18 protein-coding genes are annotated in these 17,223 nt (G+C 37.3%); 14 read left to right on the top strand and 4 right to left on the bottom strand.

Features of this window, described 5'->3' with window-relative positions; all coding sequences use genetic code 11:
* Positions 1–31 precede the first annotated feature (31 nt).
* The 7 genes from DMP02_RS00895 to DMP02_RS00925 all read left to right on the top strand — a co-directional run bounded on the left by DMP02_RS00895 (position 32) and on the right by DMP02_RS00925 (position 6,476).
* Entirely contained in the window at positions 32–619 is a 588-nt protein-coding gene (locus DMP02_RS00895) for an LOG family protein (protein ID WP_126322237.1), read from the top strand.
* A 44-nt stretch (positions 620–663) separates the two neighbouring features.
* The gene (locus DMP02_RS00900) at positions 664–1,530 is read left to right on the top strand and encodes a helix-turn-helix transcriptional regulator (RefSeq protein WP_126322238.1); all 867 of its coding nucleotides are present in this window, start codon (positions 664–666) and stop codon (positions 1,528–1,530) included.
* Positions 1,517–2,776, top strand: coding sequence for an MFS transporter (locus DMP02_RS00905; RefSeq protein ID WP_172593948.1), 1,260 nt, complete (start codon positions 1,517–1,519; stop codon positions 2,774–2,776). Before DMP02_RS00900 ends, DMP02_RS00905 begins: the two co-directional genes overlap by 14 nt.
* Before the next feature lie 259 nt (positions 2,777–3,035).
* The gene (locus tag DMP02_RS00910) at positions 3,036–3,959 is read left to right on the top strand and encodes a hypothetical protein (protein WP_145985122.1); all 924 of its coding nucleotides are present in this window, start codon (positions 3,036–3,038) and stop codon (positions 3,957–3,959) included.
* A 30-nt stretch (positions 3,960–3,989) separates the two neighbouring features.
* Positions 3,990–5,036 (top strand): sensor histidine kinase, encoded by a 1,047-nt coding sequence (locus DMP02_RS00915; protein WP_126322241.1) that lies wholly within the window; start codon positions 3,990–3,992, stop codon positions 5,034–5,036.
* 197 nt (positions 5,037–5,233) lie between these two features.
* The gene (locus DMP02_RS00920) at positions 5,234–5,875 is read left to right on the top strand and encodes a hypothetical protein (protein WP_126322242.1); all 642 of its coding nucleotides are present in this window, start codon (positions 5,234–5,236) and stop codon (positions 5,873–5,875) included.
* A 115-nt stretch (positions 5,876–5,990) separates the two neighbouring features.
* Positions 5,991–6,476, top strand: a complete 486-nt coding sequence (locus DMP02_RS00925; RefSeq protein WP_232019580.1) for a terminase small subunit — start codon at positions 5,991–5,993, stop codon at positions 6,474–6,476.
* 374 nt (positions 6,477–6,850) lie between these two features.
* Here DMP02_RS00925 and DMP02_RS00930 read toward each other — a convergent pair whose 3' ends face one another.
* Complete coding sequence (locus tag DMP02_RS00930) at positions 6,851–7,378, bottom strand: hypothetical protein (RefSeq protein ID WP_126322243.1); 528 nt, start codon at positions 7,376–7,378, stop codon at positions 6,851–6,853.
* 532 nt (positions 7,379–7,910) lie between these two features.
* Between DMP02_RS00930 and DMP02_RS00935 the strand changes: the two genes are divergently transcribed.
* The 5 genes from DMP02_RS00935 to DMP02_RS00955 all read left to right on the top strand — a co-directional run bounded on the left by DMP02_RS00935 (position 7,911) and on the right by DMP02_RS00955 (position 10,822).
* Positions 7,911–8,117: a hypothetical protein gene (locus DMP02_RS00935; RefSeq protein WP_126322244.1), complete on the top strand. Its 207-nt coding sequence runs from the start codon at positions 7,911–7,913 to the stop codon at positions 8,115–8,117.
* A 150-nt stretch (positions 8,118–8,267) separates the two neighbouring features.
* On the top strand, positions 8,268–9,191 hold the full coding sequence (locus DMP02_RS00940) for a reverse transcriptase family protein (protein WP_126322245.1): 924 nt from the start codon (positions 8,268–8,270) through the stop codon (positions 9,189–9,191).
* A 144-nt stretch (positions 9,192–9,335) separates the two neighbouring features.
* Positions 9,336–9,578: a hypothetical protein gene (locus DMP02_RS00945; RefSeq protein ID WP_145985123.1), complete on the top strand. Its 243-nt coding sequence runs from the start codon at positions 9,336–9,338 to the stop codon at positions 9,576–9,578.
* A 227-nt stretch (positions 9,579–9,805) separates the two neighbouring features.
* Positions 9,806–10,324: a glycine cleavage system protein R gene (locus DMP02_RS00950; protein WP_126322247.1), complete on the top strand. Its 519-nt coding sequence runs from the start codon at positions 9,806–9,808 to the stop codon at positions 10,322–10,324.
* Between the two features lie 36 nt (positions 10,325–10,360).
* Positions 10,361–10,822, top strand: coding sequence for a peroxiredoxin (locus DMP02_RS00955; protein ID WP_126322248.1), 462 nt, complete (start codon positions 10,361–10,363; stop codon positions 10,820–10,822).
* A 45-nt stretch (positions 10,823–10,867) separates the two neighbouring features.
* Here DMP02_RS00955 and DMP02_RS00960 read toward each other — a convergent pair whose 3' ends face one another.
* The 3 genes from DMP02_RS00960 to guaB form a co-directional block, all read right to left on the bottom strand.
* Positions 10,868–11,944 carry an AI-2E family transporter gene (locus tag DMP02_RS00960; protein WP_126322249.1) on the bottom strand — a complete coding sequence of 359 codons (1,077 nt, stop codon included), beginning with the start codon at positions 11,942–11,944 and terminating at the stop codon, positions 10,868–10,870.
* 260 nt (positions 11,945–12,204) lie between these two features.
* The gene (gene guaA / locus DMP02_RS00965; RefSeq protein ID WP_126322250.1) at positions 12,205–13,767 is read right to left on the bottom strand and encodes a glutamine-hydrolyzing GMP synthase; all 1,563 of its coding nucleotides are present in this window, start codon (positions 13,765–13,767) and stop codon (positions 12,205–12,207) included.
* A gap of 82 nt (positions 13,768–13,849) precedes the next feature.
* Positions 13,850–15,313 (bottom strand): IMP dehydrogenase, encoded by a 1,464-nt coding sequence (guaB, locus tag DMP02_RS00970; RefSeq protein WP_126322251.1) that lies wholly within the window; start codon positions 15,311–15,313, stop codon positions 13,850–13,852.
* 365 nt (positions 15,314–15,678) lie between these two features.
* Between guaB and DMP02_RS00975 the strand changes: the two genes are divergently transcribed.
* Both DMP02_RS00975 and ndk read left to right on the top strand, forming a co-directional pair.
* The gene (locus DMP02_RS00975) at positions 15,679–16,479 is read left to right on the top strand and encodes a glycerophosphodiester phosphodiesterase (protein ID WP_126322252.1); all 801 of its coding nucleotides are present in this window, start codon (positions 15,679–15,681) and stop codon (positions 16,477–16,479) included.
* Between the two features lie 315 nt (positions 16,480–16,794).
* Positions 16,795–17,223, top strand: a complete 429-nt coding sequence (ndk, locus tag DMP02_RS00980) for a nucleoside-diphosphate kinase (RefSeq protein ID WP_126322253.1) — start codon at positions 16,795–16,797, stop codon at positions 17,221–17,223.

Raw genomic sequence — 17,223 nt, forward strand, 5'->3', positions numbered from 1 at the left:
AGAATTTATAAAAAACTAAGGAGAATTTTTTGTGAAAAGCCTATGTGTATTTCTTGGCGCAACCATTCCTCAAAATCAAAAATTTTTAGAAGCTACATTGGCTCTAGGGAAGGTTTTGGCAGAACGAAAAGTCCAGCTTGTCTACGGTGGGGCAAAAGTTGGGTTAATGGGGCAATTAGCTGATGCTGTTCTAGCGAATGGTGGGAGAGTAGTAGGTGTAATGGCCACTGTGTTGGAAGGAGAAATAACCCATGACGGATTAACGCATTTACACGTAACGAGTAGCTTACAAGAACGAAAGGCGATGATGGCAGATTTATCTGATGGATTTATTGTTATGCCCGGTGGTTTAGGTACTTTTGAAGAGATGTTTGAAGTTTGGAATGCCCGCAAGATTGGAGCAAGCAAAAAACCGCTAGGTCTTCTAAATATTGATGGGTATTTCGATTTTACTTTTGCTCAACTTGAACGAGGTGTTAAAGAGGGATTTGTTAATGCCTCACATTTAGCTTTAATTAAATGTTGTTATGACCCCATAACTTTGCTGGATTTGGTTTTAAATGATAGGGTTGCATTTACAGAAGAGGCAGGCACTGTGCCAAGGATGAACGTTAGCTAGTAGAAAACCTCAAATCTAAAAGGATTCAGAAATCGGAAGACTCTATGAAAGGGATGGACTTACAAAATCATTATGTACTCAAGTCGGCTGATGAAGTTAATCAGATTTGCACGCTGTTGCAGGACATTGGGGTTAGTTATTTCAATTATCTCAAAATTTACAAAGATGGCTCGCGTGAGTTACTGACTAATAATGCTCCCTGGATTGATCATTTTTATCAAAATGCACTCTATTTGACAGCAGGAGTCGTTGATGTTGAGCATCTTCTGCCTAAAGGTTATTTCTTGTGGTCTGAACTTGATTCAGAGGACCCTGTCTATAGTCAAGGAAGGGAGTCATTTAATATCGATAATGGGGTTAGCTTTGTCATTAAGCGTGATGATGTAACCTATCTTTACATTTTTGCATCCACTAAAGATAACGTTCATATTAATAACTACTATGTTAGAAATATCGATCTTTTTAAACGTTTTATTCAACACTTTCAGGACAGAGGTGCTGATTTAATTAAGCAGTCAGCAAAAAATAGAATATTTTTACCTGAACGACAAATTGTAACCCCTAATCGCCTTAAGGATATTGAGGTATCCCTCGAAACTAGAACCGCTTTTTATAAAAAAACAGAGATGGATAAATTCTATCTTTTAAGTGCATCAGATGATTTATATCTTACGCCTAAGCAAGCTGAAGTTTCTGTTTATCTTGTTGCTGGGGTTACCGCTAAGCAATGTGCGCGTCACCTTGGTATTTCGCATCGTACCGTTGAGACATATATCGAAGAAATGAAACAAAAAATTTTCAAAGTTTTAGGTATTAATCTGAGTAAAGATGAGTTGGCAATATTTTTGAAAAAAACAGGAATTCAAGATGTCGTATTTCCCGACAGGTTCAATAAGCATGTTGAAGAATAACCTAGGACTAAAGGGTTGGATTGTTTGTTTTGTTGCGTCTCTTTTCTTTTTATTTGAATTTCTTCAGGTCAATATGTTTAGCTCAATTGATCCTGAAGTGATGAAAGCTTATGCGCTTGAATCAACTCAATTAGGTTTTTTATCATCTATTTATTTTTATTCGACTGTCGTTTTCCTGCTACCTGCAGGCTATCTTTTAGATCGTTTTTCTCCAAAGAGAATCATTTTGGTTACATTGATTTTGAGTATTATCGGAATTGTTGGTTTTGCTCTTTCATATGAATTATGGTTGGCAGCCGTTTGTCGGTGTATTGAGGGGATTGCAAGCGCATTTTGTTTTTTAGGATGCTTTAAGATTTCAACAAATTGGGTTCCAAAGTCCCGATTAGCATTGGCCACCGGATTAATTATGACTATCGCCATGTTAGGAGGGGTGTTAGCGCAAACGCCCTTGATGTTGCTTGTTGAAACATATGGTTGGCGAGATGCACTTTTTATAGATGCTATGGTTGGTGCTATGGTGGGTATTGCTATTTTATCAATCGTGAAAGACTCACCTGCTAATAAGCGAGATACGCCAAGTTTAGTTGAAACGATCAATTATTGGTACGCGTTTAAAAGCGCTGCTTCAAAAGCCAGTAATTGGGCATGCGGTATTTACACGTGTCTTATGAATTTACCTATGATGTTATTAGGAGCCATGTGGGGAAGTTTATTTTTAATGCAAGCCCATTCATTTTCTAGAGCTGATGCAGCTACCATTGTTAGCATGATTTTTATTGGAACTATCGTCGGTGCTCCGATTGCTGGGTGGGCATCTGATTTTTTATGCAAAAGAAAAGTTGTAATGTGGTTCGCAGCATTACTATCCTTGATTTTGACAGTTTTTATTACCTATCAGCCACATTTAAGCAAGAATGCTGAATTACTTGTTTTCTTTTTACTTGGATTTATTTCAAGCGCTCAAATATTGGGATATCCAACGGCCGCTCAGAATGATCGAATAGGAATTCCTGCTATGTCAGCAAGTCTTGTCTCATTTACGACGATGAGTGGATACATTGTGTTTATGCCACTTTTTGGATGGGTAATGAATATTTCTGCACCGCATACTACTATAAATGGTGTAGCAATCAGAGTGCTTTGTGGATTATTAGAATTGGCTTATTCCTGGCTTTTGTCGCGGTTTTCTTTATACGTAACCCTGAGCTTTCTCCTAAGTCTATCTCTCTTCAATACCCCGTAGTCAATACGGGTGCCAAGTTTTAAGTTTAATTTGTACCATTGATATGGATTAAATATTAAGTAATCTTAAAAATACCCCATAAAATTTTGTTTTAAGCAGTTGTTATTTGTCATCAAGAATGATTTTTAAATAAAGTTTAATAGTAAGGAGATAGAAATGTTCAAAAAGGCGATTGAAGAATGTCTTATGAATAAAGAATCTGATTTGAGTGTAGGCCATGAAGCAGCATAGGTTTTATTACATTTTAATGTATATTAGAATGGCATCTTTTTCTATAAATAATAAAAATGATATGCCAGAAGATTATATAAATAAGATAAAATTCCATTCTAAATTACCGGAAGGGTCAGTTTTAATATACGGGGTTAGTAAAGGCAACGATAGACAAACAGGCGATAATTTCCAAGCCCTGGTTGATTGGATCATTGAAAATAAAAGCAAAGTCTTAGAACTTAAGATAGTTTTAAGTGATTTGTTGCATAGATTTTATGTCGGTGAGGAAGAAGCACTATTGTGGGGTAAGAAATGGGAAGAGGATAATGCAGGATCTATTAATAAACTAAATAAAGCAAAAGTTGCTTATCAGTTAATTAATTGGAAAACGGTGATAGAAACCACAGCCTATAAACAAGCGAAGTTAGATGTTAATGACCTTTATGATAAAGATAAGGGGTTTGTAGCAGTTGTTGAAGGGTTAGCTAATAGCCATAAACATAAAGCAGGGTTTACGGCCGCCGTTAACTACTTGCTAGAGGAATCAGCAGCAATTGCCTCATTAGGGCAAGGGGTTTTAACTTATCCTTCTCATGAGCTTAATGGTGCGCTGCATTATACTCTAGGTAAACTAAATTGTGGGCCTATCTATATTGGTCATATGTTGATTCCTCCCAAATTGCGTTATAACCCGAAAAAAAATTTATTTCAATCTATGTTTAAAGCCATGTGTGCGTTAGATCAAGCTGGTCATAAATCAACACAGGCTAAACTAAGTTTTTTTATGCAAGCAATAAAAGCCCATGAAATAGCAAAAAATGACTCTAGCTTATTTTCAGAAGAACTAACCACTCTTCAAGAACGTTGCCTTAATGAGACTTCATCTCATCGTGGCGGTCTTGAAAAAGAAGTGGTTACGTCAAATGACAATAAGTTGACCAATAGCACATTAAAACGATATTCCGTTTAATTTATATTATAAAATAATAAGGAAATTTCCATGCTTAACGCTTCTCCTAACAAATTCATTGATTTGGTTAATTCAACTATTGTCTCTTCAATGCTAGACGCGTTTGGCATTAATTATAGTGCCTTTGATATCAATGGTAATTCCATTGTTCAAAATAAATCAATGCAATCAACTATCTCTAAAGGAGAAGTTATAGCAGAAAAGATTGATCAACCTTCTTGGGAAAATTGTAAAAAAATTATGAGAAGTTTGAAAGGAGAGCTGACTGAAGAAGAATTTAAGGGTAAATACTATTTATCCCTGAAACAACCAATTATTGAAAATAATCAATGTGTGGGAATTGTCATAATAAGCTTTGATGTAACTGAAAAAAAACAAGGTGAAATAGCTGAGAGGGCTAAACAGATCTTTTCGATGAATATGGCGCATGATATACGAACACCTTTTTCAGCTATTGTCGGATTTGCTCAACTTCAGGCAATGGGGGTATTAAAAACACCTGAAGAGGTGCAGAATTATGGAAAGATGGTTAGTGATTCAGGTACCCAGGTATTAGAGATACTAAATGCCGGGTTATGTGCGCTTGATAAAAATGAAATAGATGTTATCAAAAAAGATAAAATAGATTTATATAAATTTGCTATAGAAATGCAGGCGCTTATAACCCCATCTATTTATATGGAAAGATTAGATTTTGAATTAAATGTTGATAAAAATATAGGAGAAATTGTTACTGATAAAATTCGTTTGAAACAAATTTTAACTAATCTTCTATCTAATGCAGTTAAGTTTACCCCTAAAGGTAAAGGTAAGGTTACTTTATCTTTTGAAAAAACAGATAAATTAAAAATAACCGTATCTGATACGGGTATAGGGATCAGCGAGGAAGACCACGCACGTATATTTGACAAATTTGTAAAAATTAAACCTTCTTACGAAAGTCCAGTGTTTACAGGGAGTGGAATGGGCCTGTATCTTACCAAAAAATACGTAGAAGAGCTCAATGGAAAAATCAATTTAATAAGTAGTTTTGGGGAAGGTTCTACCTTTCAACTAGAAATTCCTTCATTATCATAAAAAAATAGAAAAGGATATCTCATCAATTGAATTAATATATCTGATTAATAGATATTTATTATCCGATTAAAGGATATAATAAAAGTTATTATATAACTAGTGTGCTAACTGCTAGCTAAATTGTTATAAATTCTTAAAGAATAAGATATAGAAAACGTAATAAGACCACTAAAAAATAAAAATAAAAGTAAAAATTTATGATAGTAAACCAGCCAGCAGATTTATCCCTTTTGTTAGAAACAAATAAAATTTTTGTCAAAGAATATGAAAATAGTCTACTAATACGGCTAATTAAAAGTGACGTTATGAAAGAAAAACGTATGAGAGAACGACTATTGGATTGCATTCAAGTGTTTTCAGATTATTTTCAAAAAGTAGTCATGCTGCGCTATGCTTTTTGTGATAATCCTAAGTTTCTTTCTATAGCTCAGCAACATTTAAAAGAAGAGTATGGGCATAATGTTTCTCTTCAGCAGGATCGACGTTATCGTCCCTCTGTGTGGGACCCTATTTTAGAGGCAACGAGCAGTTGGTTTGCTTGGAAAATGATGACTTTGGACGCGGAAGAAAAAACTGTTTTAGTGCATCTTGTACTAGAAAGCAGTGCGCAACTTTTTTTTAGGCAAGCACACCAAGTTATGGATAGATATCAAGAAACTCAATATTTTAAAATCCATGATGAGGTTGATGAGCAACATGAAGAAATGGGTATTGCCCTTTTACAAGGTTTAACTTCTGAAAAATATCAACGATTGAAAGAGGTGCAAGCACAAGGGAGGCAAATGCTTAATGTGGCGTGCAAGCAAATCGCTACATTATCAGAAGAAAGATTTATTTAAGAAAAAAGAAGTTTACCTGTTTGGTCTAAATACGTTATTGGCCAAATGCCAGGTTTTGTTTATAACCGGTGTATAATTGTATATAATCTAAACAATTAATGGTCAATAATGACCAATGAAATGGAATTTAATGCCAGTGACTAATGAAACACGGTTGCCCAATGGACTTACCCAACGTCAATTTGCCTTCTATAACCTATTAATAAAGCAAATGGATGAAATGGGGAAAATGGACGCAAAGCAAGCGGCTATAGAAGCGGGCTTTTCCTCAACAAATGCCTCACGGATTGCTACTCGCCTCTTGAAAAAACCAGAGGGCAAAGCCTACCTAAAATCGCTACAAGTAAAATCTATCCATTCTGCTACTGCTACGATGGACTGGGTAATGGAAAAACTAATAAGGGTAGTTTATGCCGGTATTTCTGACAATGGTACAATTAATGGTAAGTTTTTAAAAGATTCTCTGCGTGCACTTTCTGAAATTAATAAAATCAAAGGTTATTATGCGCCAGAGAAGGAATTCTATCTCAATATGACAATGGATGATGTCCAAGAAGCTAGAGCGAGAGAATTGACTATAAAATATACTAGAGAGTATTGATGTCTAATTATTTAATTTCCTCTTGTTAAGAGTGCTGTCATACTCAAAACTCAGCTAAGGTCTAGGAAGTGGGGGTATTTTTGGGGGTATCTTTAAAAAGCCTATTTATTAGTCTTATATGTGACAAGGCGTTGCCTGGGTAATGTGATTCCCACCGCCTTTTAAAAGTTCCAAGTTTTTCTAAAAGCCCTTGTTGAAAGGGCTTTTTTATTTATAGCGCTCCTCATAAAGTTTAAGAAGTATCCCATGGGGGTATAAGTGGAGGTACTAGTATTCTCTCCTGACAAGATACCCCAAATGCCATTAAAGAGGTAGTAATACGCAGTGTTAAGCTTAAGGAAATAGCTTATAAGCTTGCTGAAAATAATTTTGAATCAAATAGGAAGGTCTTTCTTAATATGAATACATTCTAAAACTAGCTGACGGATTGCCCATGCTGCTCCTGATATTGTATCAAAATCATCACTGTGTATAAGGGGCATATCCTTTAATTTAACGCCGCCTTTATCAGCATGATAACGAAATAACTGTGCATCATTGAGAAGATGATATTTGGCAAGTACAGTAAATGTTTTATTAATTTGTTCAGGAATGACATTTTGATAGTTAGGAATATTCTCTTCCCACATTTTTTGAATATTATGACCAACAACATCGTGCCCAGTTACTTCTTTTATTAACGCCTTAACTGCTAACTCTAGCGCATGTCTAAATAAGTAAAAGACAGTAATAAAGTGTTGATTCCAAAATTCAGGCATAGGAGAACCAATAGAGTTATTTCTAGTTATACCATCACATGCCATGCCGCGCACCATGCTAGCGCTATTTAGAAAACAGGATAACAAATCAAAATGATCTTGTAGTTCACCCGTTGATGCAGAAATATTTATAAGTGATTTCATTAATTCTATTCCTAATATAAAAGTAGATGTATGAATTTTTCTTAAACAAAAGAGTAAAGCCAATAAATCTTTAACAACATAAAAGTTATCTTTAGTTAAGTGCTCATCTTGACTAAAGATATAATTTTAATATAGTCTTGTTCTTGGCAGAAAGTATCTTTCTGTGTTCTTTAACAAAATTCTCCTTGGTTAAAAAACCTATTGTTGGTTTTTGTATGTTAAATACAAAATTCTCTTTGGTCGCTGCCTGTTGTTGGCTTTTGTATACTAAATACAAAAGTCGGTCCAGATGAAAGTTTGGATTTAATGGGGGCATATACAAATATACTAATGCTGCTCGACTACTACGCGGTATACCTCGCGGCTTGTAGACTAAAGCGGCTTGGAAAAAAATGCCTCTTACATCAAATCAAAAGCAGATTGATCTGATGATGTGTCAATGTGGACTCGTATGATTTCTGATTTACCCTTTCGGGCTAAGCCGTGTGTTAAAGCAGGCACAATTCCGTGCTTTACTCAAAAGGAGAATATTATGTTTAAGAACGAAGTGATCCAATTTTTAAATTTTTTAAAAAAATCACTTAATAAATCAGAAATCTGTGCTATTAAAAGGACAAATGAACTAATAAAGATAAGGATAGTTAAGCTGTTTAGCAGTAAAACAGCACGTGTATTGCTGATATTACTGGTAATAATAAAACAGCATCCTAAAGGGAATTTTATTTGTTTTATTTTGTAATACCGAGTCCACCTTAGCACAAGCATTTATCTAAAATTTAGACAGAAAAACATAAACATTTTAATTTACGTTATAATGATTACTGCTAAGTTGTTATTAATTATTGGATAGGTTGTATTAACTTAGTCTAATAAATTTAGACAAAAAATCATGTCAATAGTTTTATCATCTTTTTATCCATATAAACCAATTTCGCGCTTAGATTCACTCGCAAAAGTTCTTAGTGTTGATGTTTCAGCATTAGAAAAAATTGCCTCTTTAGCTTCTTCCTACTATCGGGAAAATAAACTCAAGAACAATCGAATTACTTACACAGTGTTATCTCCATTAAAAGAAATTCAAGAAAAAATAAAAAAGAACCTATTAGACAAAGTTGTGTGGGCATATTATCTTCATTCATATATTAAAAAGCGTAATACTAAAACAAACGCTACAGCTCATTTGTTCAAGAAAGCCTTATTCAATAAAGATATTAAAAAATATTTTGATAACTGCAAAGAGAAGCATATTTATAATGTATGGAGTAAATTTTTTAATTTTACAGATAATGTCGCATCAATCCTGACTAAATTAACTATACGGAATGGTGAATTGCCGCAGGGCTCGTGTACGAGTCCTAGTCTATCTAATTTAATTTTTTGGAAGGATGAGCCTAGATTAGTAAGTGAATTTAATAAAATAGGATTGGCTTATACCCGTTACGCTGATGATATTTCAGTTTCTTCAAAAAATAAAAAATTAGACAAAGTTTATATTATTGGAAAAATTTATGGAATGTTCTCTAAGAATGGATTTAAACCCGCTAGAGAAAAACATAAAATTTATAACTCATCAGAAAAAATGGTTGTTAATGGACAAACCGTTAATAGTAAGAATGTAACCCTTGATAAAAAATATATATTAAAAGTGCGTTCGTATATTTATAAACTAGAAAAAAGAATTAATACCTTAACAAAGTCAGAATTTGATATCGATTATCAAAGTATTTTAGGGAAGATAAATTATATAAAACAATATAATAAAAAGGGCTTAGGTTTAGAGAGCAGGTTAAATAAATTATTGGATATTTTTTAGGCCGTTTTGTTTTAATATAAAAACTGAGAAAACAGTTTAACAAGAACCTATTTGATTTATATCTGCTCAATTGACATATATTCCGCCTATATGATCTAATTAATTATCTAAGTTATAAAGAGGGTAACGCTTATGGAAGGAGCGATGCTACGTATTAGTTCTGACCAGCACTTTAAATTAAATAGCCTTGCCGAAGAGGCGCATGTTTCTATTGAAGAAATAGCGAGCAGAGCCATTGACGCGTTTCAGTTAAAGACGATGGAGGAAGAGCAAGAATTAGAGATACTTGCAGAGGCCGTTATTGAATCTAACAAAAAAGCGATAAAATCTTTAAAAGAAGCGCATGAAGCACTACAAGATACATTAGCGCATTTTGCTAGAAATTAGTCAGTGATATTGGCCGCTAAGCTATATCCAGTCCTGAGCGGTCCCTTTAGCCTAGTTCTCCCTAAAATTTACCCATATATTGTAAGCTTTTTACCGGCAAAATAGGGGGTTTTAGCGCCCGTTTACCCAGATAATCTAGCTTAATCGTTTCCTAGCCGAGCCCCTAGTGACAATATCATGAAAAAAGAATAGACTACCGGCTCGTTAGAAAAACATGATTAATACATATGGAAAACCTGGTTGTTGTTGTCCTAGGCCCTAGTGAATCCCCCTCCATTATTGAAGAAATTTTTAGGCTGGTTGCCCATAGCGGCTGCCATATTATGGACGCGCGCGTAAGTACGACAGCTACCCATGTCACCATGACGATACTGATTGGGGGTGCCTGGAATACCATAGCTAAATTTGAGACGGTTATAAAAAAATATGATAACCAGGTCTTAGTGGCACGTACGCAGGCTCGCACTGCTCAGCCGGATAGTTTTCCTTATACTTCCTATATTGTTGCCCCTGATACCTCCGATGCCTTAATTAAGATTACTGAGTTTTTAGCGGAGCAGGAAATAACACTTTATAATATACAAGTAGAATCTTATAAGGCACCTATGACAGAAGCTACGATGCTAGGTATTTCCGTCGCGTTTGGCGTTCCCGCAACACATTTAGTGGCCGATTTTCGTGAACACTTTATTGTGTTTTGTGATGAAAATAATTTTGATGTGGCGATGGAGCCACAGAAGAATTAAAATTCTTTTTATTTAATGTTCAAAAGCGGATTTGAAATGTTAGTAATTAATAAACCTGCACCCGATTTTAGCGTTGCTGCAACTAATGCTAAAGCTATTACTTTAAGCGATTTAATCGGTAAAAATGTTGTTTTATATTTTTATCCTAAAGATTGTACTTCAGGCTGTACTCAAGAAGGCAAGGATTTTACAGAGCATTATAAAAAATTTGCTTCACTTAATACGGTTATTTTAGGTATTTCTCGCGATACGATAAAGCTACATTTGAAGTTTAAATCAGAACAGCAGTTTCCCTTTGAGCTATTGTCTGATACTGATCAAAAAGTTTGCGAGCTTTATGGTGTGCTAAAAGAAAAAATGATGTATGGAAAGAAAACGCGTGGCATAGAGCGCAGCACTTTTTTAATTGATAAAAAAGGCGTGTTACGGCGCGAATGGCGAGGCGTTAAAGTGCCAGGTCATGTGCAAGAAGTGCTGCAAGCCGTAGGCGAACTATAATTATACTTTCGCATTTGGATTTTCAGCTGTATTGCTGAAAATCCACTAGTAATTAAGTTGTTTCGTAGACACTGGTTTTTTATAAGCCACTGCATTTAGAATTGCTTTCATGACACTGGCTAAAGGAATAGCGAAAAACACTCCCCAGAATCCAAGTAGCCCACCAAATATCAATACCGCAATAATAATAGTCACCGGGTGTAGATCAACTGCTTCAGAGAATAAGAAGGGCACGAGTACATTGGCATCTAAGGTGATGATAATGGCATAAATAGCCACAAGATAGGCAAAATGGGCTGACCAGCCCCATTGTAAAGAACCAATAATCAGCACAGGGATGGTGACCATGACCGCACCGATATAAGGAATGATAACAGAAACGCCAACTAAAACACTCAGTAACATTGCGTACTGTAAACCCAGTAATGCAAATGATAAATAAGTCACAATCCAAACGATCAGCATTTCTAAAGCTTTTCCGCGTACATAATTTCCTGTTTGTGCATACGCTTCTCTCCATACCTGTGAAATTAAACGTCGTCTTTCCGGCAGGTATTGAGTGATCCATGCGATAATCTTCTTCTCATCGATTAAGAAAAAGTAAACTAATAAAGGCACTAATACGAAATAAATAGCAAATGCAATGATATTAGGAATATAGACTAACGAAGCAGACAGGATCCATTGTCCAAAATGGGTTAATCCTGATTTAAATTGCAGGATCCAGTCTTGGATTTGTGTGGCTGAAAGATAATCGGGATAACGAGAGGGTAAAAAGAGTAAAATCTCTTGACCACGCGCGGCCATGTTGGGTAATTCTGCTATCAAATTACTTAGCTGGCGAACGAGCAAAGGTAGTAAACCCACAATGCCTAAAACAACGATTCCAATAAAGCTGATATAAACGCTTAAAACAGCGGCGACTTTAGGGAAGCGAAGTTTTTCTAAGGAGCTAATGGGCCATTGTAGTAAATAAGCGATAACGACACTGACGAGTACCGGCGCTAGAATTTTTCCCAGTACGGCAAATACAACGACAATAAAAATTAAAAATAGCCAAAGAATAGCTAATTCTGGATCAAGAATGTAGCGAGATAGCCAGGTTTTAACGAGTTGCAGCATAAACTTATTAACTACGTTGAAGTGGGATTAACTTGGAGTCTATTGAACAGGGGGAAGAAAGTCAAAGATAGCCCTAAGTGCAAACGTATAAAGTTATTCGTCATTGCGGGCGCAAAGCGCGCGGCAATCCAGCTACGCATTCTCCTAAATTGCTTCGTGCCTACGGCACTCGCAATGACAAATGGCGATGCTCATTTCATTCGCTCGCCATGACGGTGGTTTTTTATCACTAACATGACGAAAGATTAAAGACCCTGGTTTTACTCCCATTCAATGGTAGCAGGTGGTTTCCCTGATACGTCATAAACAACGCGGGAGATTCCAGCAACTTCATTGATAATGCGATTAGAAATCGTTTCTAATAAAGCATAGGGAAGATGTGCCCATCGCGCGGTCATAAAATCAATGGTTTCTATGGCACGTATTGCGATAATTGGCGCATATTGTCGCGCATCGCCAATCACACCTACGGATTTAACGGGTAAAAACACGCAGAAAGCTTGGCTTATTTTGTCATAGTGATTGTGTTTTCTGAGTTCTTCTTGAAGAATAACGTCGGCCTTCCGAACTAAATCAATATTTTTTGGGGTTACTTCACCTAAAACACGTATCGCTAAACCAGGGCCTGGAAAAGGATGTTTATAGACCAATTCAGGCGGTAAACCTAATTCTAATCCTAATTGACACACTTCATCTTTGAATAATTCGCGCAAGGGTTCTAATAGTTTAAGCTTAAGTGTATCGGGTAACCCTCCGACATTATGGTGGGATTTAATCGCATGCGCTTTTTGTGTGGTAGTACCAGCCGATTCGATGACATCGGAATAAATGGTGCCTTGTGCTAGCCAGGCGATATCAGGATGTTTAGTGGATTCTGCTTCAAATATTTCTACAAACAGGTTACCAATTGCTTTGCGTTTTTCTTCGGGATCAGTGATCCCCCCTAATGCTTTTAAAAAGCGATCAGAGGCATCTATTTTTACAACTGAGATATTCATATCATCAGCCAGTGCCTGAATAGCAGAATCTTTATCGGTAGTGCGCAATAAACCCGTGTTTACAAACACACAGAGTAGTTGTTTGCCAATGGCTTTATGCAATAGGGCTGCAAGAACAGTAGAGTCCACGCCACCGGATAAGGCTAATAATACTTTTTCTTCGCCTACTTTTTGTTTTATTTCAGCTATTTCATGCTCTAAAATGTTATGCGCAGTCCAACTGGGGCGGCAATCACAGATTTTGTCTACAAATCGTTCTAAGATTTCTTTCCCTTGTTGGGTATGGGTCACTTCGGGATGAAACTGTAAAGCATAAAAATTTCGTTTAGGGTCTGCCATACCCGCGATAGGTGTATTAGGCGTATTGAGTATGATAATAAATTCGGGCGGTACTTGCTCAACGTGATCACCATGGCTCATCCAAACATCAAGGTAAGGGTTACCCTTTTTATCAGTAATCTCTTTTAATAATTCAGTGGGTTCTGTAATTTGAGCATGAGCGTAACCAAATTCACGGTTTGAGCAGGCGACTACTTTTCCACCGAGTTGCTCAGCCATGGTTTGCATCCCATAACAAATACCTAAAACAGGGCAGCCTAGCTCAAAAACTATTTTGGGTGCACGCGGCGTTGACTCTAAAGTAACCGTCTCAGGTCCGCCTGATAAAATAATACCTTTAGGGGCGAATGCTTTAATTTGTGATTCCGGCATATCGTAAGGATGAATTTCACAGTAAACGTGTTGTTCACGAATACGTCGTGCAATAAGTGGGGTGTATTGAGAGCCGAAATCGAGGATAAGAATACGTTCTTGGGGGATGGTCATGGTAATACACTCCGCTTTTTATTTAAAGTAAAAAATAGAATCATGGAAAAAATTTTGGGCTTGTTTTGTTCGATAACAAATTTCAATCTTCTTTGAAATAGTTAGGTGCCTCTTTTGTAATACTGACATTATGGACATGGCTTTCGCGCATTCCCGCGCTAGTTAGTTTTATAAACTGCGCTTGTTTGTGTAGCTCCGCGATATTTTTACTTCCTGTGTATCCCATGCCTGCGCGTACACCTCCTAATAAATGATGAATAACGGTTTGCAGAGAGCCTTTGTAGGGGATTCTACCCTCTATCCCTTCTGGAACCAATTTACTTGATTCGATATTAGCTTGAAAATAACGATCCGAAGAACCTTGTTGCATGGCGCCTAAAGAGCCCATACCTCTATAGGTTTTATAAGGTCGACCTTGATATAACTCTATTTCCCCAGGCGCTTCTTCAGTTCCTGCAAATAAACTACCGATCATAACAACATCAGCACCAGCAGCCAGTGCTTTGCAGAGATCGCCGGAATAACGGATTCCTCCATCGGCAATGATGGAAACCGCTTGGCCTTTTAATGCGGTAGCGACTTGCATAATAGCCGTAATCTGAGGAACGCCAACGCCAGTTACGATACGTGTTGTGCAAATAGAGCCAGGACCTACACCGACTTTGACAGCATCTGCGCCGGCTTTGGCTAAGGCTTCTGCCGCTGGCGCTGTTGCGATATTGCCGGCGATAAGGGGCATTTTAGGGTACTCTTTTTTTAAGAATCGGACTGTTTCAATGACGGTTTGTGAATGCCCATGCGCGGTATCAACACAAAGAATATCAACCCCTGCTTCTATTAGGACACGGGCACGTTCTTTTGTATCAGGACCCACACCTATCGCTGCGCCGACTCGGAGTTGACCTTGTTTATCTTTGCTCGCCAGTGGTTTTTCTTTAGATTTTTGTAGGTCTTTCGCAGTGACGAGTCCGTAGCAATGAAATCCCTCATCAACCAGTAAGATTTTTTCTAAACGATGTTGATGCAATAAGTCGGTAATTTCATCGGCGGATGCTTGCGCTTTTGCGGTGATTAATCGTTCTTTTGGCGTCATGATAGACGATACAGGGAGTTCTAAGTTTTTTTCAAATCGGCTATCGCGATGTGTGACAATTCCAACAAGCTGTTTGTCTTTGGTGACGACGGGGATGCCTGAGATAAAATGAGTCGCCATTAACGTTAATAATTCTCGTATGCTGGCTTCAGGCGCTATAGTGATAGGGTTTCTTACAATTCCACTTTCGAAATTTTTTACTTTCCTAACTTCGCTGGCCTGTATTTCAGGTGGCATGTTTTTGTGTAGGATGCCTAATCCGCCTTCCTGCGCTAAGGCAATCGCAAGTTTTGCTTCTGTTACCGTATCCATAGCAGCCGAAATCAAAGGGCTTTGTAGGCTAATGGTAGAGGTTAGTTGTGTAACAAGTGAGACGTCTTTAGGCAACGCTTCTGAATGATTGGGAAGTAGTAATATGTCGTCAAAGGTTAATCCTTCTGGAATCATTTTCATAAAATAATAGCGAGCATTAAAATTTGCTAAAAGGTACCTTATAGCGCTCTATAAAGTCTAGTGGTGGAAGAATATAGGGGGCTGTGAAAGATAAATATCAGCTAAGTTTATTATTTTTTTTATTTAACTATTTAAGGGTTAGTTTAGCACATGGATGTCTTCAAAAAGGTATTTTTTAAGAGTTTTGTAGTAATACCGCTTCATTAAAGGTCGGTTTTTTTATCTGATAGCGAGATTGTTTTTTTTAATATCCCTCTCAATAAAGCGTAAAAAGTTAGTATTTTTAGAGTTAACATGCTATAAACCAATAACGCGTTGTATATTATATTGATAGATAAATCGATCTATTAGATATAGAGAATTCTATGTTTCCAAATTATCAGGCTAATAGTAAACCGCTGGTTATTGCCCATCGAGGAGGCGCTGGTTTATGGCCTGAAAATACCTTGTTTGCGCTGCAGGAGGCGGCAAAATCAGGGGTTGATTTAAGTGAAATTGATATCCATATGACTCGCGATGGGGTTCTAGTGGCTATTCATGATGCATCAGTGGATCGAACCACGAATGCAAAAGGCCTCGTTCAAGAGCTGACATTGGCGGAGATAAAACGTTTGGACGCAGGGTATCAATGGACAAACGATGGGGGGCATACCTTCCCTTTTAGAGGACAGGGCATCACGATTCCTTCTTTAAATGAAATTTTTACTGCTTTCCCTCGGCAGGTTATTAGTTTAGAGATAAAGCAAACAGACCCACCTATTGTCGCTGCTTTGAGAGAGACGATTAATCGCCATGGTAAATCGAAGCAGGTTTTGGTTTCCGCTTTTGATGCGCGGACGATGAAAGTTTTTCGCAGGCTTTGCCCTAAGATTGCTACTGCAGCGTCTGATCCTGAAATTCATCGTTTTTCAAGGTTGAGCCGAACCTATTTAGAGCGATTTTCTTCAGTCAAGGCTACTGCTTTTGAAGTGCCTGTTGAGGCAGTAACCGCCCGTTTTATAAAGTCAGCACATAAAAAAAACAAGCGTGTTGATGTTTGGACGGTCAATGAAGTTGAAGAAATGGAACGATTATTAGCTTTGGAGGTCGATGGTATTTTAACGGATTACCCTGATCGGCTAATGAATGTGTTACGAACGAATAAACCACCTGAAATCTCCGCTTAAACTCCCTTATTTATCGTCTGTCTTATTGAGCCAAGTTGCTTATTTTTTGATGAGTTTACGCGGCTAAACAGTACTATCGTGCTGCCATTAAGTCTGTATAATACCCTTGAAATTTTCAATTTATATTCACTGTACTTGAAGGGGCGCCGGCCGCCTTGGGTATGAGCGGGTAATACTCACAGCAATTGGATTTTTGGCAAGGCGCCACGAAAATGAAGCAACCGGAGTGTATGCAGCATACATGAGGATTGCGAATTGAGTGGGAACATAGCAAAAAATTCAAGTGCGAAGAGTATGGAACAATAGGGTAGATATATGACAACACAAAGAACACTTTCCATCATTAAGCCCGATGCGGTTAAAAATGATAAGATTGGCGCAATCACCATGCGTTTTGAAGCAGCGGGTTTGCGGGTTATTGCCGCAAAAATGGAAAAATTAACGCTTAAACAAGCGCAAGATTTTTATGCGGTCCACAAAGACAGGCCTTTTTTTAATGATCTGGTTGCTTTTATTTGTTCGGGTCCGGTTATGATTCAAGTTTTAGAAGGCCCTAATGCTATCCTATTAAATCGTTCCCTGATGGGCGCTACCGATCCGAAACAAGCGGCGGCGGGTACCATTCGCGCTGATTTTGCAGAAAGCATCGATAAAAATGCGGTTCATGGTTCCGATAGTATTGAAACAGCTAAACAGGAAATAGCCTTTTTCTTCACAGAAGCACAGTGCTTTAGCCGAGCATAG

The sequence above is a fragment of the Candidatus Rickettsiella viridis genome, from assembly GCF_003966755.1.
GTDB classification, from domain to species: domain Bacteria; phylum Pseudomonadota; class Gammaproteobacteria; order Diplorickettsiales; family Diplorickettsiaceae; genus Rickettsiella_B; species Rickettsiella_B viridis.

What these genes read in the sequence shown, in the direction of transcription:
- DMP02_RS00900 (WP_126322238.1), top strand. Translation starts at nt 664, where the DNA reads ATGAAAGGGATGGACTTACAAAATCATTATGTACTCAAGTCGGCTGAT.
- DMP02_RS00905 (WP_172593948.1), top strand. Translation starts at nt 1,517, where the DNA reads ATGTTGAAGAATAACCTAGGACTAAAGGGTTGGATTGTTTGTTTTGTT.
- DMP02_RS00910 (WP_145985122.1), top strand. Translation starts at nt 3,036, where the DNA reads ATGGCATCTTTTTCTATAAATAATAAAAATGATATGCCAGAAGATTAT.
- DMP02_RS00915 (WP_126322241.1), top strand. Translation starts at nt 3,990, where the DNA reads ATGCTTAACGCTTCTCCTAACAAATTCATTGATTTGGTTAATTCAACT.
- DMP02_RS00920 (WP_126322242.1), top strand. Translation starts at nt 5,234, where the DNA reads ATGATAGTAAACCAGCCAGCAGATTTATCCCTTTTGTTAGAAACAAAT.
- DMP02_RS00925 (WP_232019580.1), top strand. Translation starts at nt 5,991, where the DNA reads ATGAAATGGAATTTAATGCCAGTGACTAATGAAACACGGTTGCCCAAT.
- DMP02_RS00930 (WP_126322243.1), bottom strand. Translation starts at nt 7,378, where the DNA reads ATGAAATCACTTATAAATATTTCTGCATCAACGGGTGAACTACAAGAT.
- DMP02_RS00935 (WP_126322244.1), top strand. Translation starts at nt 7,911, where the DNA reads ATGTTTAAGAACGAAGTGATCCAATTTTTAAATTTTTTAAAAAAATCA.
- DMP02_RS00940 (WP_126322245.1), top strand. Translation starts at nt 8,268, where the DNA reads ATGTCAATAGTTTTATCATCTTTTTATCCATATAAACCAATTTCGCGC.
- DMP02_RS00945 (WP_145985123.1), top strand. Translation starts at nt 9,336, where the DNA reads ATGCTACGTATTAGTTCTGACCAGCACTTTAAATTAAATAGCCTTGCC.
- DMP02_RS00950 (WP_126322247.1), top strand. Translation starts at nt 9,806, where the DNA reads ATGGAAAACCTGGTTGTTGTTGTCCTAGGCCCTAGTGAATCCCCCTCC.
- DMP02_RS00955 (WP_126322248.1), top strand. Translation starts at nt 10,361, where the DNA reads ATGTTAGTAATTAATAAACCTGCACCCGATTTTAGCGTTGCTGCAACT.
- DMP02_RS00960 (WP_126322249.1), bottom strand. Translation starts at nt 11,944, where the DNA reads ATGCTGCAACTCGTTAAAACCTGGCTATCTCGCTACATTCTTGATCCA.
- guaA (WP_126322250.1), bottom strand. Translation starts at nt 13,767, where the DNA reads ATGACCATCCCCCAAGAACGTATTCTTATCCTCGATTTCGGCTCTCAA.
- guaB (WP_126322251.1), bottom strand. Translation starts at nt 15,313, where the DNA reads ATGAAAATGATTCCAGAAGGATTAACCTTTGACGACATATTACTACTT.
- DMP02_RS00975 (WP_126322252.1), top strand. Translation starts at nt 15,679, where the DNA reads ATGTTTCCAAATTATCAGGCTAATAGTAAACCGCTGGTTATTGCCCAT.
- ndk (WP_126322253.1), top strand. Translation starts at nt 16,795, where the DNA reads ATGACAACACAAAGAACACTTTCCATCATTAAGCCCGATGCGGTTAAA.